This is a genomic window from Paenibacillus sp. FSL R7-0210 (genome assembly GCF_038009085.1).
In the GTDB taxonomy this organism is placed as follows: Bacteria; Bacillota; Bacilli; order Paenibacillales; family Paenibacillaceae; genus Paenibacillus_AQ; species Paenibacillus_AQ silagei.
The window spans coordinates 6,909,789-6,933,117 of sequence record NZ_JBBPAR010000001.1 but is presented as its reverse complement, the minus strand read 5'-3'; the positions used below and the strand labels follow the sequence as shown (position 1 = coordinate 6,933,117).

At 56.3% G+C, this 23,329-nt stretch carries 17 protein-coding genes; 6 read left to right on the top strand and 11 right to left on the bottom strand.

Annotation, left to right across the window (positions count from 1 at the left end):
* Position 1 precedes the first annotated feature (1 nt).
* The 3 genes from hydA to MKY64_RS29490 are packed head-to-tail and all read right to left on the bottom strand — an operon-like array spanning position 2 to position 4,144.
* The gene (gene hydA, locus MKY64_RS29500; protein ID WP_340957438.1) at positions 2-1,429 is read right to left on the bottom strand and encodes a dihydropyrimidinase; all 1,428 of its coding nucleotides are present in this window, start codon (positions 1,427-1,429) and stop codon (positions 2-4) included.
* A 1-nt stretch (position 1,430) separates the two neighbouring features.
* Positions 1,431-2,720, bottom strand: coding sequence for an NAD-dependent dihydropyrimidine dehydrogenase subunit PreA (gene preA, locus MKY64_RS29495; protein WP_340957436.1), 1,290 nt, complete (start codon positions 2,718-2,720; stop codon positions 1,431-1,433).
* A 32-nt stretch (positions 2,721-2,752) separates the two neighbouring features.
* Positions 2,753-4,144, bottom strand: coding sequence for an NAD(P)-dependent oxidoreductase (locus tag MKY64_RS29490; protein ID WP_340957434.1), 1,392 nt, complete (start codon positions 4,142-4,144; stop codon positions 2,753-2,755).
* A gap of 304 nt (positions 4,145-4,448) precedes the next feature.
* On the opposite strand from MKY64_RS29490, the gene MKY64_RS29485 reads away from it, so the two are divergent.
* Complete coding sequence (locus MKY64_RS29485) at positions 4,449-6,137, top strand: PucR family transcriptional regulator (RefSeq protein WP_209868610.1); 1,689 nt, start codon at positions 4,449-4,451, stop codon at positions 6,135-6,137.
* On the opposite strand, the gene MKY64_RS29480 is transcribed toward MKY64_RS29485, so the two are convergent.
* The 6 genes from MKY64_RS29480 to MKY64_RS29455 form a co-directional block, all read right to left on the bottom strand.
* Positions 6,103-7,470, bottom strand: coding sequence for an aspartate aminotransferase family protein (locus MKY64_RS29480; protein WP_340957430.1), 1,368 nt, complete (start codon positions 7,468-7,470; stop codon positions 6,103-6,105). The two genes, MKY64_RS29485 and MKY64_RS29480, sit on opposite strands and share 35 nt — an antisense overlap.
* Positions 7,471-7,500: 30 nt before the next feature.
* Positions 7,501-8,964, bottom strand: coding sequence for a CoA-acylating methylmalonate-semialdehyde dehydrogenase (locus MKY64_RS29475; protein ID WP_340957426.1), 1,464 nt, complete (start codon positions 8,962-8,964; stop codon positions 7,501-7,503).
* Positions 8,965-9,064: 100 nt separating this feature from the next.
* A complete protein-coding gene (locus tag MKY64_RS29470; protein ID WP_340957424.1) occupies positions 9,065-10,150 on the bottom strand; it encodes an ABC transporter substrate-binding protein in 1,086 nt (361 codons plus the stop codon).
* A gap of 86 nt (positions 10,151-10,236) precedes the next feature.
* Entirely contained in the window at positions 10,237-11,091 is an 855-nt protein-coding gene (locus tag MKY64_RS29465; protein WP_051478257.1) for an ABC transporter permease, read from the bottom strand.
* Positions 11,091-11,903, bottom strand: coding sequence for an ABC transporter permease subunit (locus tag MKY64_RS29460; protein WP_083685816.1), 813 nt, complete (start codon positions 11,901-11,903; stop codon positions 11,091-11,093). Before MKY64_RS29460 ends, MKY64_RS29465 begins: the two co-directional genes overlap by 1 nt.
* Positions 11,904-11,905: 2 nt before the next feature.
* Positions 11,906-12,688 (bottom strand): ABC transporter ATP-binding protein, encoded by a 783-nt coding sequence (locus MKY64_RS29455; protein ID WP_209868620.1) that lies wholly within the window; start codon positions 12,686-12,688, stop codon positions 11,906-11,908.
* 330 nt (positions 12,689-13,018) lie between these two features.
* Here MKY64_RS29455 and MKY64_RS29450 point away from each other — a divergent pair, with 330 nt between their 5' ends.
* From MKY64_RS29450 to MKY64_RS29440, 3 genes are all read left to right on the top strand, one after another.
* The gene (locus MKY64_RS29450) at positions 13,019-14,611 is read left to right on the top strand and encodes a histidine kinase N-terminal 7TM domain-containing diguanylate cyclase (RefSeq protein ID WP_340957422.1); all 1,593 of its coding nucleotides are present in this window, start codon (positions 13,019-13,021) and stop codon (positions 14,609-14,611) included.
* A 364-nt stretch (positions 14,612-14,975) separates the two neighbouring features.
* On the top strand, positions 14,976-15,821 hold the full coding sequence (locus tag MKY64_RS29445) for a DUF72 domain-containing protein (protein ID WP_340957421.1): 846 nt from the start codon (positions 14,976-14,978) through the stop codon (positions 15,819-15,821).
* Positions 15,822-15,915: 94 nt separating this feature from the next.
* On the top strand, positions 15,916-17,400 hold the full coding sequence (locus tag MKY64_RS29440) for an alpha-amylase (RefSeq protein ID WP_339252054.1): 1,485 nt from the start codon (positions 15,916-15,918) through the stop codon (positions 17,398-17,400).
* An 801-nt stretch (positions 17,401-18,201) separates the two neighbouring features.
* Here the strand turns inward: MKY64_RS29440 and MKY64_RS29435 are convergent.
* The gene (locus MKY64_RS29435) at positions 18,202-18,810 is read right to left on the bottom strand and encodes a biotin transporter BioY (RefSeq protein WP_340957417.1); all 609 of its coding nucleotides are present in this window, start codon (positions 18,808-18,810) and stop codon (positions 18,202-18,204) included.
* A gap of 225 nt (positions 18,811-19,035) precedes the next feature.
* Between MKY64_RS29435 and MKY64_RS29430 the strand changes: the two genes are divergently transcribed.
* Both MKY64_RS29430 and MKY64_RS29425 read left to right on the top strand, forming a co-directional pair.
* On the top strand, positions 19,036-19,848 hold the full coding sequence (locus MKY64_RS29430; protein ID WP_340957415.1) for an ATP-binding cassette domain-containing protein: 813 nt from the start codon (positions 19,036-19,038) through the stop codon (positions 19,846-19,848).
* The gene (locus MKY64_RS29425) at positions 19,845-21,638 is read left to right on the top strand and encodes an ATP-binding cassette domain-containing protein (RefSeq protein ID WP_340957413.1); all 1,794 of its coding nucleotides are present in this window, start codon (positions 19,845-19,847) and stop codon (positions 21,636-21,638) included. The genes MKY64_RS29430 and MKY64_RS29425 overlap by 4 nt, the downstream gene beginning before the upstream one ends.
* 570 nt (positions 21,639-22,208) lie before the next feature.
* Here the strand turns inward: MKY64_RS29425 and MKY64_RS29420 are convergent.
* Complete coding sequence (locus MKY64_RS29420) at positions 22,209-23,273, bottom strand: hypothetical protein (RefSeq protein ID WP_340957411.1); 1,065 nt, start codon at positions 23,271-23,273, stop codon at positions 22,209-22,211.
* Between the last annotated feature and the right edge of the window lie 56 nt (positions 23,274-23,329).

The following is a 23,329-nucleotide window of genomic DNA, read 5'->3' as shown; positions in this document are numbered from 1 at the left end:
CTCAGACCACTCCTCCGCTGATTTCTGCCTGGGCCGGATGGGGAGCTTCGGCCTCGAAGCGCTTGCGGTGCAGGTATTTGCCTTGGCCTGCGGCACCGACGAATACTTTGTCCCGGATCACGAACTCTCCCCGGCTCAGCACAGAGACCGGCTCTCCCTTGACTTCCAGCCCCTCGAACGCATTATAGTCCACATTCATATGATGGGTCTCTGCCGACAGTGTCCGTTCCACTGCAGGATCGAAGATCACGATATCAGCATCGCTGCCCACGGCAATCGTACCCTTTTGCGGGAACAGGCCGAACAGCTTGGCGCTTGAGGTGGCGATGATATCCACGAATTTGTTGAGCGTGATCCGGCCCTTCTGCACCCCTTCGGAGTAGAGGACACTGAACCGGTCTTCGATGGTGGGCCCACCGTTCGGGATCTTCGAGAAGTCTCCCCGTCCCAGCTCCTTCTGCCCCTTGAAGTTGAACGAGCACTGGTCAGAGCCGATGGTCTGCAGCGTCCCGCTCCAGAGGGCATCCCAGAGGACCTCCTGGTTCCACTGTTCGCGCAGCGGAGGGGACCAGACATACTTGGCGCCTTCAAAGTCCGGCTTCGCCAGCGCCGACTGATCCAGCACCAGATACTGCGGGCAGGTCTCGCCGTAGACGCGCAGCCCTTTCTTGCGGGCCTCCGCAATTTTCCAGGCCGCCTCGGCGCAGGTGACATGCACCACATAGAGCTGTGAATCCGTCAGCCCGGTCAAATACGCCGCCCGGCCCGTCGCCTCGCCCTCCAGCTCAGGAGGACGGGTCAGCGCATGATAGAGCGGATCGGTATTTCCTGCGGCCAGCGCCTGGTCCACCAGATACTCGATGACATCCCCATTCTCGGCATGTACCATAACCAGCGCCCCTTCGCGCTTCGCCGCCTGAAGCGTCTTATACAGAACTCCGTCGTCGGCCTGGAAGGTGTTCTTGTAGGCCATGAACACCTTCAGCGAGGTGATGCCCTCCTGCTCGATAATCTGCGGCAGCTCGCTGAGCACCTTGTCATTCAGCTCTGATACCATCAGGTGGAAGCTGTAGTCGATGACCGCTTTATCCTGCGATTTGTGATGCCAGGTATCTACAGCCTGCTGGAGCGGCTGCCCCTTCGTGGTCAGGCAGAAATCGATGACCGTGGTGGTTCCGCCGTAAGCAGCGGCAATCGTGCCGGTCTTGAAGTCATCGGCGGTAACTGTACCGCCGAAGGGCATATCCAGATGGGTGTGGGGATCAATCCCTCCCGGAAAGACATAACAGCCGGAAGCATCAATGATCTCCGCTCCCGGCGCTTCCAGATTCAGGCCGATGCCACTGATGATTCCATCCTCAATCAGGACATCCCCCGTATACGTATCTGCCGCTGTAACGATAATTCCGTGCTTGATGATCTTCTTCATCTTATCCCACCTCCGCTTCCGAATAAGAACCGTTAACCCCGCTGATGATCCGGCTGCGCTGATTCCAGCTCATCGGGGCCGCTCCGCCCTCCAGTGCAATCATATCAATGGCTCCGTCTGCCGGGCAGACAATCGAACACAGATTGCAGCCCACACAATCCTCCTCACGCACTTGCAGAATCGCCTTGCCCTCCGCATTCGTCAGCATATCGATGCATTGATGAGAGGCGTCTTCACAGGCAATATGGCATTTATTGCAGTTGATGCAGTTCTCCTCGTTGATCCGCGCAACGACTTGATAGTTAAGGTCAAGATCACCCCAGTTGGAATACTTAGGCACCGACTTGCCAATCAGCTCGGTTACCGAAGCCAGCCCCTTCTCGTCCAGGTAATGGTTCAGACCGTCGATCATCTCCTCCACAATCCTGAAGCCATGATGCATAACCGCTGTGCAGACCTGAATCCCTGTCGAGCCCATCAGCATGAATTCGACGACATCCTGCCAGGTGGAGATGCCGCCGATGCCGGAGATCGGTACGCCGACCTCACGGTCCCGGGCACATTCTGCCACCATGCTAAGGGCAATCGGTTTGACAGCCGGGCCGCAATAACCGCCGTGCGCTCCCTGGCCGCCGACATTCGGAATCGTATTCCAGCTGTGGATGTCCACCCCGGCCAGACTGTTGATGGTATTGATCAGGCTGATTGCATCCGCCCCGCCCTTGATGGCATGCCGGGCCACCACGGTAATGTCGGTGATGTTCGGCGTCAGCTTCACAATGACCGGGGTGGTTGCCACCTCCTTGACCCAGGCGGTCTGCGCCTGCACCAAATCAGGCTGCTGGCCCGAAGCCGCGCCCATGCCGCGTTCAGCCATGCCGTGCGGACAGCCGAAGTTCAGCTCCAGACCGTCTACGCCGATAGCCTCCACGCGCTTCACAATTTCATGCCACTTCTCCCGCTTCGGCTCCACCATCAGGGAAGCAATGATCGTATGGTCCGGGAATCTCCGCTTCGTCTCATAGATTTCCTTCAGGTTGACCTCCAGCGGACGGTCGGTAATCAGCTCAATATTGTTGAAGCCCGCTACACGCTGGCCGCCAAAATGAACGGCGGCGAACCGGGCCGAGGTATTGATGACTGGCTCTCCGAGCGTCTTCCACACCGCGCCTCCCCAGCCTGCCTCGAACGCACGCTGCACCTGATAGCCTGTATTGGTAGGCGGCGCAGAGGCCAGCCAGAACGGATTCGGTGACTTGATGCCTGCAAAATCAATACTGAGATCTGCCATTGCCATTCCCTCCCCCTTCTATGAAATCCGCGTTATACGGCAGAGCCGACTACGCTGTCCTGACGGCCTGACCACTGCTTCACAATCGCATAGGCAGCTTCCTTGCCCTGCTGCGCGGCTGAGACCACCATGGCCTCCCCCGTCCCTGCCCCAAAAACAATATCGCCGGCAGCATAAATCTGCGGATCAGAGGTGCGGCCGGTCGCGGGATCAATCTCCACTACCCCCCACTTATGCTTAAGCCCCAGCGCCTCAATGAGGTCCATCCGCCGCTTCTGGCCGATAGCCACCACTACAGCATCCACCGGGAGCAGGAATTCCGAGCCTGCCACCGGCACGGGAGAGGGGCGTCCATCCGGCCCGGCCTCACCGGTCAGCTCCATCCGCACACATTCCAGTGCCGCGACATTCCCCAGCTCATCCCCGACAATCCGCTTCGGCAGCGTCAGCCAGTTGAATTCCACCCCCTCCTGCTTGGCGAATTCATATTCAAAATCATAAGCCGTCATCTCCCCGCGCGTCCGGCGGTAGATCATCTTCACATTCGCCGCGCCGAGCCGCACCGAGCAGGTGGCCGCATCAATGGCCGTATTGCCCGCACCAATGACAGCCACACGCTGTCCCATCAGCTCCAGGGCAGGAATCCCGGTCTTGGTGGTCTCCACCAGTTCGATCGCATCATAGACACCAGACAGCTTCTCGCCTTCAATCCCCAGCGGAGGGACGTAACCCATCCCGGCCGCCAGCACAATGGCATCATATCCGGCCTTAAGCTCTTCTATGGAAATATCCACGCCCACCTTCATTCCCGTGCGGATCTCTACGCCCAGCCCCTCCACCTGCTCCACTTCCCAGAGCGAAATGTCCTGCGGCAGCCGGAAGGAGACGATCCCGTGGGTATCCAGACCTCCGGCCAGCGGCTTCGCCTCATAGATCACCACCTGGAAGCCTTCGCGCGCCAGCTCTCTGGCCGCTGACAGACCTGCCGGTCCGCCGCCTATCACCGCTACTTTCTTGCCGTTAGGCTCACCTGCACGGAAGAGCTGAAGTCCGCTGCGGATCGCCCAATCCGTGGCATAACGCTGCAGCAGGCCAATCTCAATCGGTGCGGAAGCGCCGTTCAGCACACAGGCCCCCTCGCACAGCTCCTCCGTAGGACATACCCGTGCGCAGCTTGCGCCGACCGGATTAGCGTCCATGATGGTCTGCGCCGCCCCTCTGAGATTGTCGGTAGCGATTCTTTTGATGAAGGAAGGGATATTAATGCTGGTCGGACAGGCCTTGATACAGGGCGCATCATAGCAGTACAGACAGCGGTTGGATTCTTCGATAGCTCCCTTGCGGGTAAGCCCCGGCTCTGCCTCGGCAAAATTACGCATGAACAGCTCAGGTGTAAATGTGGTTAACGGTGAAGATTGCTCCATTGGGTACCCCTCCTTCTGGCCAAAGTAGCTTCCACTCTCGGCTTCGATTTATGTTATATAATATAACATTATTACGATGATCGCCTTAATATTTTGCATACTTGTAAGAATTATTGTAGTAAAATAAACTTCAAGCCGATAAAATTGCTAATCACACTCCAATTTGAGTTAAGTTTCCTGACATATTATATTCAAACTATAGTCAATTCGTTTTTTCGTTACATTAGACAGATTGTCTAATTTCAAAAGTCTATTTTTTACCTGTGAGAATGGCCTGAGAACTATGTTAACGAGGGGGAAGCTTATGGACTTTGAACTTGTATTTACGATCCGCGACGCGCTGAAGCGGCCGCTGTTCGCTGAAGCTGAGCTGATCGGGGGAAGAAACGGCCTGAACCGGGCAGTCCGCTGGGTGCATGTGCTGGAGAGCGCGAGCCTGGAGAGTCTGATTCACGGGGAAGAGATGATTCTGACTACCGGAATGAGCGCAAGCACGGATCTGGACGCCGCCCTGTCCTTCATGCAGAATCTGATTGATAAGAACGCCGCCTGCCTGTGCATTGAGCTGGGAGCCTACTTCAGTGCCATTCCGCAGGAGATGATCGCTCTTTCAAACCTGCATGATTTTCCGCTGATTCAATTCACCCGCACTGTACGGTTCGTCGACATTACACTCGATCTGCATTCTCTCATCATCAACCGCCATCACCGGATGCTGCAAGAGCTGGAGAGCATCTCCCGCGAATTCCACCGGCTGACCCTAACCTCCCAGGGGACCCTTAAGGTCCTGCAATTGTTATGTAAAAGCACCCGCACACAGATTCTCTATATGCACCTGCAAGGTAAACCTCTCTTCTTCCCGGCCCTCGCGCCCGAGGAGCAGCGCCCGCTGCTGGGCTTCTTCGAGACCTTCAGCGAAGAGATGGAAGGGGTACAGCCCGAGGCGGCCCCCTATATCCGCGAATACGGCCACAAGACCATCGCCGTGAAGCCCGTTGGAGCCTTGGATCAGACCTGGGCCTATATCCTGATGGTCTGTAATCACAAGCCGCAGGAATTCGACTGTCTGCTGCTCGATTCCGCCTCCTTATCCATCGCACAGGAGCTGCTGCGCACGCGGTACATGGAGGAGCGGAAGTTGTTCTCGGAGAATCTGTGGGTGGATGAGCTGGCCTCTGGACGCACTCAGGACGACAACCGGCTCAAGGGGCTGGTCGGCCCGGACTTCAACCTGGTCAATGAGCTGCCCTACCGGGTCTGTCTGATCGAGATTGAGAATCCCCGGGATGTCAAATGGAACAGCTCGGAGAATGACTGGGAATCCATCACCTTCCATCTCTCACTCATCCTGCGCTCCATCTTCGAGAAGTACTCCCTCCGGCCGCTGATCACCCTGAAGAACAACCGGCTGACCGTCATTGCACTGGATATCCAGTCCAAGCTGCCCGGCAAGCTGCGCCTGCAGCAGGCGCTTGATTCCCTGCAGCATATCCGTGCGGATGAGAAGCTGAAGGACCTGCAGCTCGTCATTGGAGTCAGCAAGTCCCACAAGGGCCTGAAGCATGCTCATGCCGGTTACCAGGAAGCTGTACAAGCGCTGTCCCTCTATTCCTGTTACCAGAAGCCGGTCCTCATGTATGAGGAGTTAGGCGTCTTCCAGCTGCTGCTGAGCCTGAACGACGGCAAGACGCTGGAGAATTTCATCCGCAGCTATATCGGCCCGCTGATTGACCATGATGAGGCGAAGGGCAGCGAACTGCTGCTGACGCTGCGCGTCTACCTCGATCATGACGGGTCGAAGCAGATCGCCGCCCGCAGCCTCTTCATCGTCAGGCAATCCCTCTACTACCGGCTGGACAAAATCACCGAGCTGCTCGGCGAGGACTTCATGCTCCCGGAGAACCGGATCTCCATTCAGGTCGCCCTGCGCGCCTACCAGTTCCTGTACCCGGAGAAATTCACTCTGCCCAGCTCCCGTTCAGCACAGCTGTGAAGGTATCGATGATGAACTGCACATCCTCATCCGTCGAGGATAACGGCGGAGCGAAGGTGAGCACATTATTGAAGCCAGCCACCGTATCGCCGTTCTTGCCGATGATCAGCCCCTTGGCTTTGCAGTCGGCAAGAATTCCTTTAACCACACTTAGCTCAGCAGGCACTCTGGTGGCCTTATCCGCCACCAGCTCAATCCCCAGAACCAGCCCGAAGCTGCGGATATCGCCAACCAGCTTATGCTCCAGAAGCCCAGCGAACCCGCCTTCCAGCCTGCGGCCCAGAATTCCGGCGCGTTCGACCAGTTGCTCCTGCTCCAGAATCTCCAGGTTGCGCAGGGCAAGCGCACAGGCGGCCGGATTGCCGCCGAAGGTGTTCACATGACGGAAGTGCCCGTAGTCATCGCTGTTATCCTTGAAGGCCTCATAGATCTCCTTGCGCACAGCGGTAGCCGATAACGGCAGATAGCCGCTCGTCAGCCCCTTCGCCATTGTGACAATATCGGGCTTGATTCCGAAATTGTGATGTCCGAACTTGCGGCCGGACCGCCCGAAGCCGCAGATCACCTCATCGATAATCAGCAACACGCCGTAGGTCCGGCAGATCTCCTGCACCCGGTCCATATAGACCTGATGCGGGACAATCACGCCCCCGCCGGTAATGACCGGCTCCATAATTACCGCCGCTACAGACTCTGCGCCTTCCCAGACAATCATATCCTCAATCGCCTGCGCGCACTGGAGGTTGAACGCCTCTTCGGTCATGCCGGCCGGACGGCGGTAGCTGTCCGGCGGCGCTACATGCAGGAACCCGCCGCCCAGCGGCTCGTACTTGTACTTGCGCTGCGCCTGCCCGGTCGCCGCCAGGGCGCCCAGCGAGCTTCCGTGATAGCCCCGGTAGCGGGCAATGAATTTATGGCGGTCAGGCTGGCCGGTCTGCTGCTGGTACTGGCGGGCGATTTTGAAGGCTGCTTCGTTCGCTTCCGAGCCGCTATTGGAGAAGAAGATGACATACTCATCCTCCAGCCACTCATTCAGCTTCTCGGCCAGCGCGATGGCCGGCATATGGCTCTGCGTCAGCGGGAAATACGGCAGGCTCAGCAGCTGGTTGTACGCCGCCTCCGCCAGCTCCTTGCGCCCGTACCCCACATTCACGCACCACAGGCCGGACATGCCGTCCAGGAATGTGTTGCCGTCGATATCGGTAACCCAAGAACCGCTTGCGGAAGCGGCAATCATCGGCGGATGCTGCTCACTGTAAGGAGTCATATTATGCCACAAATACCGCTGGTCCTTCTTAACCGCCAGCTCACTTTCTTTGCCCAGACTCTGCACGGCACACTCTCCTCCTTGGCTTTCCTTCTTTTAGTAACGCGCGGTAATCATTTTCTTGCGGGTGTAGAACTCCACACCGTCACGGCCGTTCGCGTGCAGATCTCCATAGAACGATTTCTTGTACCCTGAGAAAGGGAAGAATGCCATCGGCGCAGGCACGCCCAGATTGACACCCAGCATCCCGGCATCGATCTCCTCGCGGAACTCACGGACCGCCCTGGCGCTGTCGGTATAGATGCACGCCCCGTTGGCGAAGGGCGACTCATTGGTGACCGCTATCGCCTCCGCCAGATTCTTCACCCGCACCACTGACAGCAGCGGCGCAAAGATCTCGTCACGCCAGATCTTCATACCCGGCACCACATGATCGAAGATTGTCGGGCCCAGGAAATAGCCGCTGCCCGCAGCCGCAGCATCCTTGCGGCCATCCCGCACCAGCACCGCTTTCTCGGCAAGCCCAGCTTCAATGTAATCAATCGTCCGGTCTTTGTTCGCCTGCCGGATGACCGGGCCCAGGAACACACCTTCCTCCTTGCCGTTCCCGATCTTCAGCCCGTCCGCTGCCTCCGTGATCCGGCTCACCAGCTCATCGGCAATGTCCTCCTGCACCACCACTACAGCGCAGGCCATGCACCGTTCGCCCGCCGAGCCGAAGGCTGCGGACAGGATATTTTTCACCGCATGGTCCAGATCGGCATCCTTCAGCACGATCGAATGATTCTTCGCGCCGGCCAGCGCCTGCACCCGCTTGCCGTGCGCAGTCCCCTGCTTATAGACATATTCCGCCACCGGCTGCGAGCCGACGAAGGAGACCGCCTTCACCTCCTCATGCGCCAGCAGGCCATCCACCACCTCATGCGCCCCGTGCACCACATTCAGCACCCCCGGCGGGAAGCCCGCTTCTGCGAACAGCTCGGCCAGCCGGTTCACCAGCAGTGGTGTCCGCTCGGAGGGCTTCAGCACAAAGGTGTTGCCGCAGGCTACCGCCAGCGGGAACATCCAGCAGGGCACCATCATCGGGAAGTTGAACGGGGCGATGCCGCCCACAACTCCCAGGGGATAGCGGTACATGCCGGACTCTACGCCTGTCGCGATATCCGGCAGCTGGCTGCCCATCATCAGCGTGGGAGCGCCAGCGGCGAATTCCACGCATTCGATGCCGCGCTGCACCTCGCCCAGCGCTTCCTCCAGGCTTTTACCGTTCTCCAGCGTGATCAGCTCCGCCAGCTCCTTGCTGTGCTGTACCAGCAGCTGCTGGTACCGGAAGAAATAGCGGGCCCGGCGCGGAACGGCGACTCTTTTCCACTCGGAATAAGCTCTGGAAGCTGCCCGCACGGCTGCATCCAGCTCCTCCCGGCTGGAGATCGGCACATAGGCAATGATTTCGCCGGTCGCCGGGTTGAACACTTCCTCCTGCCGCCCGGAGGAGGACTCCACCCAAGCTCCATTTATATAGTTCTTCACCTTACTGGCCTGCCCCGTGAGCAGTGTCATCGTCCGCACCTCTTTTCCTGTGTTCGTCCGCTACCCTAGAAGAGATGACCGCCTTACCAGGCGGCCATCTGCTTCAGCTATGAAGGAATCCTGTTGCCTGTTATTTCGCCGCCATCTCCACAATCTCGTTCGTGTAAGCCTCCTCCACCTTGGAAGCCGTCTTGATGACCCCGAATTTCAGCGCGATATCGGCGGTCTGCTGGAAGGCGGCAGCATCCGTATAGCCCAGCTTGGAAGCATCGAAGCCCTCCGGCTGGATCAGCTTGGCAACCTCTGTCATCATCGTCAGCTGATGCTCCCGGGTTGTACTGCCCGCTTCCGCAAGCTTCATCACACTGTCCACAGCTCCTTCCGGATCAGCAATCGCATCCGCCCAGCCCTTCAGGGAAGCGCGGACGAACTTGGCCGCCGTCTCCTTGTTACCCTCCAGCCACTCCTTATTGGCGAACAGATTGTCTTCGAGCATCGCCACACCTTCGTCATTCATGTCGATAACACTGAGGTCCTCTGCCTTAATGCCCGACTCCAGCACCACCTGATATTCGTTATAGGTCATGGCCGAGGCCGCATCCAGCTCACCGCCGAGGAACTGGTCCATCGTGAAGCCCTGCTTGGTGAAGTTCAGATCCTTGCCTGAATCCAGCTTGTATTTATCAAAAAGCGCCAGAAGCTCAAACTCATTGCCGCCCATCCAGTTGCCCACCTTCTTGCCCTTCAGATCAGCCGGTGTAGTGATGCCTGCTTCCTTCTTGGATACCAGCACCAGCCCGCTCTTCTGGAAAATCTGGGCGATCTGCACCAGCGGCATCTCCTGCTCCTGGCTGGTCAGCAGACTCGCCACCCAGTCCACCCCGATATCGGCCGAACCGCCGGCCACCTGCTGCTCAGGCACGATATCCGGCCCGCCCGGCAGAATCTCAACCTTCAGGCCCTCCGCCGCATAATACCCTTTGTCCTGCGCCAGGAAGTACCCGGCGAATTGGGCCTGAGGCACCCATTTGAGTTGAAGCTTCACGGTAACCGGCTCAGCCGCCGGTTCTGTGGTTGCCGCATTCCCCGCAGTTGCTTCTGCTCCGGAGGGACTGGCGTTGTTGTTGCCGCCGCAGCCCGCAAGCAGCGAGATCAGCATTAGAGCCGCCGCAAGCCATAATCCTCCACGATATTTGCCCTGTTTGCCCTTCATCATAGCAACTCCCCCTACCAATCATTTTTTTGTAAGACGGCCTAACACAGTATGATTGCGTTCTTGTTGCCCTATGCAGGAATTACACACTACGTACGCCGGGAAGGGTGCCACTTGATAAACACCTTCTCCAGCCGCTCTACGACCAGGTAAAAGATTACTCCGGCAACCGCGGCAAGCACGATGCAGGACCAGCCCAGCGGCATCTTCGCCACCTTGATGGAATTCGAGAGCAGATAACCCAGCCCCCGCGAGGAGAAGAAGAACTCTCCGACAATCGCCCCGATCATGCTCGCTGTAGCGTTGATCTTCAAGGCGGTGAATACATAAGGCAGACTGTTCTGAATCCGCAGATGGCGGAATACCGCCCGTTTGCCTGCCGCATAGGAATGCATCAGGTCCAGCGCCAGCGGGTCCACAGCCGCCATGCCCTTGTAGGCATTGATCGCCATAGCCGCCATCGTGGTCGCGGTCACAATCGCCGCCCGCGAGCCGATGCCGTCCCCGAACCACAGGTTCATGATAGGGGCAAGCGCCACTATGGGCACGGCATTGAGTGCAGCTACCATCGTGAGGCTGCCGCCGCCCCAGCGGGGCCAGGCCGTAGCAGCCAAGGCAATCAGGAAGCCGCAGCCGGAGCCGATCAGCATACCAAGAACGGCTTCAGTGAGGGTATACCCTGTATAAGAGAGCAGCAGACTGAGATTGTCCCGCATCGCTTCAGCGATGGCGGAGGGCAAGGGGAGCTGATATTTCTTCAGATCGAAGATGCGGTGAAAGATCTGGAGCTCCCACAGCAGCAGGAACAAAGCTCCGGCAAGCAGCGGCAGCACGAACCCGGGGTTCAGCCATTTCAGGAATTTCCATGGATCTCCGCCTTGGTCCGTATCTGGCGTAATAACGTTGTTAGATGACGGAAATTCGCGAACCGTATTACTTTCCATTAGCGGCTGCCTCCTTGGGGACGGAATTCCGGCTGCCAGGGGGCTACCAGACGTTCCACCAGACTCATCAGCCAATAGCTGGCCATGCCCAGCATAGCACCAACCAGTACCGTAGACCAGAACATATACGTATGGGAGGGTCCGTAATAGAGATTGCGGAGCATAATGACCCCGATCCCGCGCTGTGCACCCATGAGCTCAACCAGAATTGCACCCGTTACAGCCAGCGGCGCTGCAATCTTCAGCCCGCTGAACAGCCCCGGCAGCGCTGCCGGGAAGCGCAGCTTCCAATATACAGCCCACGGTTTAGCGGCATAAGAGTGCATCAGCTCCAGGGCAGAGGGGTCCACACTCCGCAGACCGCGCAGCATATTCAGCGCCACCGGGAAGAAGGTGATATAGCCGGAGATGATGATCCGCGACAGCTGCTCATCCCGCACAATCCCGTATATAATCGGCGCCAGCCCCAGAATCGGAATCATCTGCGAAGCAACCGCATACGGGAAGGCAAGCTGCTCTATCGTCCGGGAGAGACTCATCAGCACGGCCAGCAGCACTCCAGAGAGCGCTCCGATCAGGAAGCCCACCCCGGCATTGCCGAAGGTAGCTCCCCCTTCACGGAGAAGGGTGCCGCTGTACTGCCACAGAGTAAGCGCCACCTCGTGGACATAAGGCAGCTTGGACTGGGCCAGCGGCGTCTTCGCCACATGCAGCAGCCACCAGGAGACCGCCTCCCACAGCACCAGCAGGCCGCAGATCCAGACAAACAGCGGTAGCGCGCGGTTCCGCATTAACGCACGGTTCAGCTTCATCACTACACCCCTTCGAAGCTGTCGCGGATACGGGCAATCAGCTCGAAGAACTCCGGACTGTTCCTCATGTCCGCCGTACGCGGACGGGGCAGCGGAATATCGACAACCGCCGAGAGCCTGCCCGGATGCGGAGACAGGACGAACACCCGGTCCGACAGGAAGATCGATTCGGGAATACTGTGGGTAACGAACACAATCGTGCTCTGTACCTTACTCCAGACGGAGAGCAGCTCTTCATTCAGCCGCTCGCGCGTGAATTCATCCAGCGCCGAGAACGGTTCATCCATGAGCAGGATTTCCGGCTCCATGGAGAGCGCCCGGGCAATGGCTACACGCTGCTGCATCCCCCCGCTGAGCTGCCAGGGATACTTATCGGCGAACCCCTGCAAGCCCACGAGATCAAGCAGCTCCAGCGCTTTGTCCTCACGGATCGATTTCTTGACGCCCAGCAGCTCCAGCGGCAGTGTAATATTATGCTTGACCTTCCGCCAGTCATACAGCACCGGACTCTGGAACACAATACCGTATTTCTGTGCCAGACGGGCCTCCTTGGCGTTTTTGCCTGCCACCATAATATTTCCAGCCGTTGGTGTTATAAGATCTGCCATCAGCCTCAGAAGAGTAGTCTTTCCGCACCCGGAAGGACCCAGCAGGGAGACGAACTCCCCCTTGGCAATATCGAGACTTACCTGATGCAGGGCCAGCACATCTGCCGTCTCCGTCTGGTAACGCATTTCGACATGCTCCAGCTGTATTTCAGGAATTTTTGCTGCTACTAGTGACATTTCCAGTCCCCCTCCATTCCTGAATCTATTAAATGTTAATTAACATCACATAATTATCTTAACTACCGTCCTATTCCTCATCCCATGTAGGATTAATTAACATGTTACACGTTGCCTGCGAATCCCACATTAGACAAAGCGTAACATTGAGACTGTGAAATTCCGTCACTTTGTCTAGGGAGCCGCTTACAGTGTAAATAATAGAGCTGATTGCCGATAAAAATAGTAAGTAACTATAAGTGGAAACGGCTTTGCCATTGCATTTCATTTTGTGTCCAGGAGACTATTCACAATGTCCAATGCTTATCCCAATTCATGGAGGCGCTCCCCATGGCATCTCTGATTTCCAACTACATTATTATCGTTTCGATCTCCGGTGTGCTGAACGCCTTGCTCGCCCTGTTTGCTTTTTACAGGAAGACTGACTTCTCGGGCCTGCGCGCATTCATCGTCAGCTCCGCCGCCTCGGCGGTGTACACATTCGCCTTCGCGCTCGAGCTCTCGGGGAACTCGATGGAACAGATTAAGTTCTGGATCAAGCTGGAGTATCTCGGAATGCCGTACATCGCGCCCTCCAGTCTGCTGATGATCATGCACTTCGTGGGCTTAGAGAAGCTAGTCTCCCGAAAACTGCTGGTCCTCCTCTACTCCGTCCCCGTGATCTCCACGGTGCTTGTCTGGACCAACGACTCCCATCACCTGTTCTATAAGGCTATATACTTCCGGGAAGGCGCGCCTGCACCTCTGGTGGATATCGTCATGGGACCCTGGTATATCGTGCAGGGCAGTCTGACCTTCGGCTGTATGCTGGCCGGTATGTGCCTGATCCTCTGGCGCTGGGGGCGGATGCGGCGGGCTTATCTGCGGCAGATGCTGATTATTTTTGTCGGACAATTCCTGCCTGCGCTGGGAGCCTTCCTCTATCTGATGGACCTGACTCCATACGGAACAGACCCTGTACCCGTTGTGATGAGCGTAACCTCGTCCCTGTACATATGGGCCATTCTGTCCAGAGGGATGCTGACTGCCGCACCGATTGCCCGCGAGAATCTGTTCGAGAGCATGCGCGACGGCGTACTGGTCATGGACCTCTCCGACAAGCTGGTGGATTATAACCGGGCCGCTGCCGAGATGCTTGAGGATCTGGATGCCTCCGCCATCGGCCGCCCGCTGGCCCAGCTCTTCCTGCCTGCCGGCAAGGAAGCTGTCGATTATGTAATGAATTCCAATCCGCAGATCTGCGAGGAGCAGGAGCTGGTATGGCATTCCGGCGGAGAAGTCTGCTATTATCAGGTCCGTTCCTCTCCGGTCCAGAAGCATGACGGCCATCTTGCCGGGCGGATGATCATGCTGATTGATGTTACCGAACGCACCCTGCTCCAGGACAAGCTGCTGCAGCTTGCCACCATCGACAGCCTGACCGGCATCTACAACCGGACCCACTTCATGGAGCTGAGCCGGCAACGGCTGCAGGAAGCTGCCGGCTCCGCCGCCCCCTTCTCGGTCATCCTGCTGGATATCGATTTCTTCAAGAGCATTAACGACCGCTACGGGCACCATCACGGGGATATGGCCTTACAGCATGTAGTAAGCGTATGCCGCCAGCATGTACGGGAGGGAGATATCTTCGGACGGTACGGAGGGGAGGAGTTCGTCTTAAGTCTGCCGGGAGCCCCCTTGAAGGAAGCAGCCCTGATCTCTGAGCGTATCCGCAGGGACATCGAGCAGAGCACCTTTTCCACCATCACAGGAACAATTAAAATCACAGCCAGCTTCGGCGTGACTGAAGCCTTCCGCCGTTCGATCTCACTGGAGGAGCTGCTCTCGGAAGCAGACCATGCCCTCTACTCCTCCAAGCGTAACGGCCGCAATAGCGTTCATCTGTATGGCGTCTCCTCCATCACCCGCTTCAAGCCCATGTGATGGAGGAGAAGCCCATCTTTTCCTGCCCCGCGCGTCACCTCACGCTTTCCCTCTGCATAACAAGTAGAAACGGCTTCGCCGTCCTTTCAAAGGACGGTACCGTTTCAGCGAGAAATAGGAGGATAATTTATAGCGTGAAACAAAAATTCTTATATTTGAATAAATGGCACCCGCCGGGTATATCCGCCTGCTCTTTTGGTGATACCAGCTTCCATAGCCCCTTTTTCTCCAGTTCTTTCCTGTCCCTGCACTGATTTCCGTCATTCCTGTTCTCCTGTTGTTTGCATAGGCGGGTTTTCAGTTTAATAAGAGTTAGCCGATCCGTTCGGCAGAATTCAGGTTCATGCGACATGGAGGGGGTTCTATGATCAAGATCGGGCTGACCGGCTTCGGAGACCATGAGGAGCTGTACGGCAAAATCAAACCTGCCGACCGCCTGCCCGCCTACAGCGCCCATTTTCCCATTGTGGAAATTGACAGCTCCTTCTACGCGGTTCAGCCGGTCCGAAATTACGAGAAATGGGTCAACCAGACGCCGGAGGCGTTCCAGTTCATTGTGAAGGCTTATCAGGGAATGACCGGACATCTGCGGGGGAAAAAGAATTACTACGATACGCCGGAGGAGATGTACCGGGCCTTCCATACCTCTATCGCCCCTGTCCGCTCAGCGGGCAAGCTGGCGATGGCGCTGTTTCAATTCCCGCCCTGGTTCGACTGCACCAAGGACAATGTGGATTTCCTGCGCGAAGCGAAGGAGCGGCTATTGGATGTACCCGCTGCCATCGAATTCCGTAATGATTCCTGGTACAGCCCTGAGATGCGTGAGCGGACCCTCGGGTTCCTGGAGCAGGAAGGCTGGATTCATACGATAGCCGACGAGCCGCAGGCAGGTTCCGGCTCCATCCCGATTGTCCCTGTCGCCACCCGGCCGGACCTCACCTACGTAAGGCTGCACGGGCGCAACACCGCAGGCTGGAATCAGAGCAGTCACCCAGACTGGCGCAAGCTTCGCTATCTGTACCGTTACAGCACCGAAGAGTTAACGCAGTGGCGGGACCGGCTGCTGGAGCTTGAACAGACCTGTAAGAATATTTACGTGGTATTTAATAATAATTCTGCCGGGGATGCCACTCCTAATGCCCAAGAGCTGCAATCGCTGCTTGGGATCGACGGCGGGCTGGCCCCGCGCCAACTGGACTTATTCAACTGATGTACAGAGGTCTACATAAATCTCTTCTACTCCCTGCTGAAGCATTTGATCACCGTCCCATTCGTCTTATATTTGTAGAGGAGGCCAAAGAATTATGAAGAGAAATCATACTATGATGCAATTTTTTGAATGGCATGTCGCGGCGGACGGAGAACACTGGAAACGCCTTGCCCAGATGGCCCCGGAACTGAAGGCGGCGGGCATTGATTCGGTATGGGTCCCCCCCGTTACCAAGGCCGTCTCGCCCGAAGATACCGGTTATGGAGTCTACGATCTGTATGACCTCGGTGAATTCGATCAAAAGGGTGATGTGCGCACGAAGTATGGAACCAAGCAGGAGTTAATCGACGCGATTGCCGAGTGCCTGAAGAACGGCATTGCGGTCTACGTGGATCTGGTCATGAACCATAAAGCCGGAGCGGATGAGACCGAGGTCTTCGAGGTTATTGAGGTGGACCCGAACGACCGCAACAAGGATATCTCCGAGCCGTTCGAGATTGAAGGCTGGACCAAATTCGATTTCCCGGGACGCGGCGAGGAATACTCCAGCTTCAAGTGGAATCACACCCACTTCAACGGAACCGATTTCGATGCCAAGGAAGGCCGCAACGGCGTATTCCGGATTGACGGCACGAGTAAAGGCTGGAATCAGAATGTGGATGATGAATTCGGCAACTACGACTATCTGATGTTCGCCAACATTGATTACAGCAATGACGATGTGAAGAATGAGATGCTGAACTGGGGCAAGTGGCTGGTTGACACCCTGCAATGCAGCGGGTACCGCCTGGATGCGATCAAGCATATCAACCATGAGTTCATCAAGGAATTCGCCATGGAGATGAAAAAGAAGCGCGGCGAGGACTTCTACATCGTCGGTGAATTCTGGAACTCCAATCTGGAGGCCTGCCGCGAATTCCTGAACACTGTCGATTACCAGATCGATCTGTTCGATGTCTCTCTTCATTACAAGCTGTACTCCGCCGCACTGGCAGGCCGGGATTTCGACCTGACGCATATCTTCGATGATACGCTCGTACAGACGCACCCCGCGAATGCCGTCACCTTCGTCGACAATCACGATTCCCAGCCTCATGAGGCTCTGGAATCCTGGGTGGGCGACTGGTTCAAGCAAAGCGCCTACGCCCTGATTCTGCTGCGGCGCGACGGATATCCCGTTGTCTTCTACGGGGATTATTACGGCATCGGCGGCCCTGCGCCGATGGAAGGCAAGAAGGACGCCATCGATCCTCTGCTCTGTGCTCGCTACACCAAAGCTTACGGTGATCAGGACGATTACTTCGACCATCCGAACACTATCGGCTGGGTCCGGCGCGGCGTTCAGGAGATCGAAGGCTCCGGCTGCGCTGTAGTCATCTCCAACGGAGACAACGGAGAGAAGCGGATGTTCGTGGGCGAAGCGCGCAGCGGAGAGGTATGGGAGGACTTCACCCATAACCGCGGGGAGTCCGTCACCATCGGCGAAGACGGCTGGGCCGTTTTCCCGGTGAATGGCGGAAGCGTCTCCGTCTGGGCGCTGCCCGAGCCGAAGCCAGCCGATGCCTGCGCGGAGGATTGAGCTTGTAAAGATTAATGCCGTCCCTGTTATTAGGGGACGGCATTTTTTTATAGGTGAGAAGTGACTCGGGATGGATCAAGGGTATTAGGAGCTCATCAGATCTAAACGTGTGAGAATTACTTTAGATAATGGCTTGCTGAGGTTTACCGCGCCCCGATTAGGGTGCAAGGGGGGGCTAATTGCAATTTGTACAACTAAATCGCCGGATGTCCCGTTAAATCTCCGTTTAGTTGTATTTCCTGCAATTAAAATGCCTCTATACTTGGATTTTCGCCCATTCGGGCAAATTTAGTTGTATAGACTACAATTAGAAGAGGCAGTCCACCCTTCTCACTGTTTTTAGTTGCACAGAATACACTTATCCCCATTTTTTCGCTACGAACGAAGCTTCATACTTTACCGAACCCACCTATTACTTTGCAACTTCACTGCTTTCGCAGCCAATTTCCCATTTTATCCACAAATTATACACAAAAGAAATATATTACTCTATTTACACGCAAACAAGTTACTCATTGGCTCATTTGACACTCATCCGGCCAAACTCAGCGCCACCAATAGTTTTTTTCCTCTCCTTTCCTCATCCAGCCCAGTTTCAGCTCCACCACTGGGATTTTTCCACAATGTTATCCACATTTTATCCACAGTACGTTCAACATCTGACGGATGCCTATAGAATTACTATTGTGAACAACGCGAAATAGGCGAATCCACGCCACAGGGGCTATGAATTCACCTATTTATGCTGAGCAAGACACGGCTTGCAGTTAGCATTTGCACTTATTGGTCAGCAGCTTGCGGTTAAGGAGTTGTGGTTGTGTTGTCCCCGTCAGCCCAGACGCCTGTGTCATGGTTCAGAATACGTTCGATCGGATATACCTTCCATACCGCCGTTACTACAGCCGAACACAAGACTGCTTTGAGCAGGTCCCCCGGAAGAAACGGCCACATGCCTGCCGTCAGTGCCTTGGCGAGTGAATCCATGCCTGTGGAATAGGCCAGCCACCCCACACCGCCCGGATAAACTAACAGTGCCCCGAAGATAAAGTTAGCGGCCAGCAGCTTCACGAAGGTGTATTTGTCCTGCTTAATGCGTTCAGCGAAAAAGCCGATCAGCCAGGCCACGAACGGCCAGGAGAAAATATATCCTGCGGTAGGGCCAACCAGGACCGCCAATCCTCCGCTTCCGCCCATCACCTGGAATCCGGCAGCGGCGAGTCCGATCACGATCAGTACAGCAAGCGCCCCGTAACGGGCCCCAAGGATTGAACCAGCCAGCATTACCGCGAGGGTCTGCATGGTAATGGGTACCGTGGAGAAGGGCAGCGAGATTTTCAAATAACTCAGAGCTATCATGACGGCGGCGAATAAGGCACTGAATATCAGGCCGCGGGTGGTCCATTTCTTCATGGCCGGGAGGTTCCCCCTTTTTTAAAAAATATAAGAATTTATATGTTTCACGCTACAAATTATCCTTCTATTTCTCACCGAAACGGTACCATCCTTTAAAAGGATGGCAAAGCCGTTTCCACTTGGGATCACTATAACATCACCCTCCAGATTCATCAATTCTGAAATCTTTGTTATAATGGGTAGCAATTGTTGACTAGAGCTGGACGGAAAGCAGGCATGAGGATGATCAGGGCGCATAATATAAGCTTGTCCGTGCGGGAGGGGCAGCATCGCCGAACGGTACTGCAAGGGATTAACATTCATATAGGGCCTGGGGAATGGGTAGCGCTGACAGGGGCCAACGGCTGCGGCAAAACCTCGCTAATCCGCTCCTTCAACGGACTGAACACCCCCTCCGGCGGCAGTCTGTCCGTGGCCGGACTGGATCTGCGCCTGCCGGAGAACCGTATGGCTGTTAAGCAGCACGTGCAGCTTGTGTTTCAGAATCCCGAAGCACAGACGGTTGGCTCCACCCCGTTCGAGGATATCGCCTTCGGGCTGGAGAACCGGGGACTGGAACGGGAGCGGATGATTGCACGAATCCATGAGATTCTACAGCAGGTAGGACTAAGCCATAAAGCGGAGGCAGAGGTATCTACACTATCCGGCGGAGAGCGCCAGCGTCTGGCGGTTGGCTGCTGCCTGGCACTGGAAGCTAAGATGATTATTTTCGATGAGGCTACCTCGATGCTGGACCCTGAGGGAAGATCGGATATTCTGGAGCTGGCCCAGGGGCTATGGCAGGCAGGGACTACCATCCTCTGGGTCACGCAGCGGATGGAGGAGCTGGCCGCAAGCCCGCGCATTGCGGTGCTGGGCAAGGGGCAATTGCTCTATGACGGCAGCCCGCGCAGCCTGTTCTATACCTCGGAGCTGCCGGAGACCCTCGGCTGGCTTCCTTCTCCGGCCGTCCGGGTCGGGAAGCTGCTGCAGAAGCAGGGCTGGCCGCTTCACCTGCTGCCGCTGACCGGACAGGATCTGGAGGAACTGCTATGAGAATTCGTACGGAGCATCTTTCCTTCTGCTATGAAGGCGGCAGGCCAGCGGTTCAGGATATCTCTCTGGATATCCCTACAGGTACACTCACTGTCCTCTGCGGGGTGAACGGGAGCGGTAAGTCTACGCTGCTCCGTCTGCTCGCGGACCTTGCACAGCCCTCCTCCGGGCAGATACTTTACGATCACGGGAAGAAGACGGACTACAAGACTGCCGAAGCTGTGTCCATGGTATTCCAGCAGCCGGAGACCCAGCTGTTCGCGGGTACGGTACATAAGGATATCGAATACGGCCTGATGGAGCGCGAGGTGTCCAAGGAGAAGCGGACGGAGATCATCGCGGGCGCCCTGGCGAAGACCGGGCTGGCTTACGATGAATTCGCCGGGCGCTCTCCCTTTCTGCTTAGCGGGGGCGAGAAGCGGCGCGTATGTATTGCGGGTGCCCTGGCCGTACAGCCCGGGCTTCTGATTCTGGATGAGCCGACCGCAGGGCTGGACCCCCAGGCAGCGCAGGCACTGCTCGAAATGGTGCAGGAGCTTCGCAGCGGCGGCCTGACCCTGATCATCGGCACCCATGATCTGGACAGCTTCCTGCCGGTTGCCGACAAGGTCATCGTGATGAAGCAGGGTGCTATCCATTATAACGGCCCTGCTCCGGCATTGACTGCGGATCCCGGCCTACTGGCAGACGCCGGACTCACGCCCCCCGTCTATGCTTCTATGGGACGCAGAGCGGTGCAGCATGGCCTGCTGGAAGCAGTCCCGGACAATCTGGAGGAGCTGCTGTTAGGGCTGGAAAAGCACCCGCTGCCTATGCCGCAGACGGACAGGTGGCCAGCAGGCACTGGCGCCTCTGCCCGCAGCAGCGCCATGCCACCCGGCAACCAGAATACCAAAGTCAGCGAACAACACAGTACGGAATACAGCTTAGAAGGCACCAGGAAGCGAGATCATTCTCCTCGATCCTCCAGAACAGAGAGGGTTCAGACGATAATCAGGCCTGGCAATCCAAGACTAGAACAGAACACCCCGCTCAGGCCCGGCTGGCAAGGACTCGATCCCCGGGCCAAATGGCTGGGGATGATTCTCGGCTCGCTGGTCCTGTTAGGGATGAACACTCTGCTCCCGCTGCTGCTTACCGCCGGGCTGCTGGCCGGGCTCGCGGCTTCGGCCAGCATCTCCTGGCGCCGGGCCTTCCGCTTCTTCCGCCCGTTCCTGCTGATGTTCCTGTTCCTCTGGCTCCTGTCCGGGCTTAGCTGGAGCTCTCCCGACTTCGCACTCGGGCCGCTCAGCTTCAGCTATGCAGGACTCGTGCGCGGGGGAGTTAACGTGCTGCGCTTCCTGCTGTTAATTGCCCTGGGCTTCCTGTTCACCGAGACGACCACCGGAGCTCCCTTGCGCGAGGGTCTGGAATGGGGCATCGCTCCGCTGCGGGCCCTGGGCATCCGCACCCGTAACTGGTCGCTTGCCGTATCCGTTACCCTGCAATTCGTGCCGTGGATTCTCGGCAAGCTGGCCCAGCTGCAGCTTGCGCTGGGCTCACGCGGAAGACGCGCCCGCGGAGTGGCCCGTTGGTCCCCGAGGCAGATTGCCCTAATCATCGTGCCTCTGCTGATTCTTGTCCTGGGTATGGGCGACGAGCTAGCGACAGCCGTAGAATCGCGGGGGTACGATCCCGCCAAGCAGCGGACCCCCGTCTATCAGCTCCGCTGGAGCAGGCGTGATACGCTGGCAGCGCTAGGTATCCTGGCAGTTGCAGCTATGCTGTGGTGGGTAGCGCGTATCCGCTGAGCGGGTACGGGACGATTCAGCGAACAAAATCAACTTAGCGGATGGATAGTGTAAGAACTTATACGGCTGCGCAGCAAATACAGTTAACCCCTTCTTACCTATCCGCTACTTGTGGGGCATCCGGCGAAATCAGGGGCACTAGTGCCCCTGATTTTTGTTCCATTGGCCTTAATTCGTTTTACTCTCCTTCGCGGCAGCACATTGTATGCTGTTTTTGGCATACATTTGGCCCGTTTGCCTGCGCGGCAGCACATTGTATGCTGTTTTTGGTATACATTCGGCCCGTTTGCCTGCGCGGCAGCACATTGTATGCTGTTTTTGACATACATTCGGCCCGTGCGCCTGCACGCCAGCACTTTGTATGCTGTTTTTGGCATACATTCGGCCCGTGCGCCTGCATACAAGCACATTGTATGCTGTTTTTCGCGTACACTTTTGGCACACCATTTACTCATTCTGCATGCGTACGGGCACTTCCCCCAACTCTGCGCACACTCCTAATCAAAAGCAAGCCGCCCCCTCCAGCAATCGGAGAGGGCGGCACCTTTTTTGCTGCCACAGCAGCTTTATTTACTTCAATGTACTCGCAATGACCGAGATATCACCAGATGAATAATCCAGGAAATACGCTGTTTTCGACTTTATATTAGCGTACAGAAATTTCGTGTTGCCATTCTTCGGCCATTCCTGATTCTTCAGCAGCGCCGCGCCTCCCTGAGAGAATAGGGACCATGAGCGCCCCTGCAGATCCCCCACAAACACCTGACCATTAATGACTTCCGTTACCCACCCGGAAATGTCGCCATCCTCTTTGAAGACCTGTTTGACAGAAGCCGTTTCTTTGCTAGTGGATTTGCTGATTAACTGGAAGACCTTCTGAGCCTCATCGGCTGAAGGACGGCTTACATTCCCCGGTACGGGCTGATAAGTGTAGGAAGTGTAAGCTGCATAGAAGTTCCCGCTGGAATGAATGGAGAAGTCTGTATTGAAGTCCTTGATTACCGTCTCATTTCTTGAATACAAATTAACCAGCTTCACCAGATAGTCCGTGCTCATAATCCCTTGTGCCTGATACTTAACGGCCAAATACGGGTATGCCTGAAAATCCCAATCCATTACGGATACATTTTCATATCCCTTGTCAATAAACTTGGCATTATAAGTCACACTCGGCTTTGCCCAGGGATATTGATACAGGCTGAAGTTGTTTCTCGCTTGGACCATGATCCGTTCATTGGTTTTGCCGGTTGGAGCTACCCATTTTACTTTGTCCCCTGCCGTTTTAAGCGGGATATCCGTTTTGCTGAGGAGACGTCCATCAGAGGAGAATACGGATTTCGAAATTTTAGTGCCTTTGCCTTGTTTAAGAAGCACAATTTTCGGCGGACTGCTCATCACCTGTAGGTCCAGGATACGGCTGGAGTCCTCTGATATCGTAGTCGCAGTGTTTGTATGTAGGTCAACGATATCTGCTTTATTATTCACATGATCCACAAGTGCCGCTGCATTTCCGCTAACCCATACCACGTCGGTCTGCTCATTAACCGGCTGCTCTTTGGGATTCGCATTCACCGGACCGGCGGTAATCAGCATGCTCATAGTCAAAACAGAAATAAGCAATACTTTCTTGAACATAGAATAATCCTCCTGTTACGCGATTTTTGAATCCTTGTTTATGACGCTTGAATATA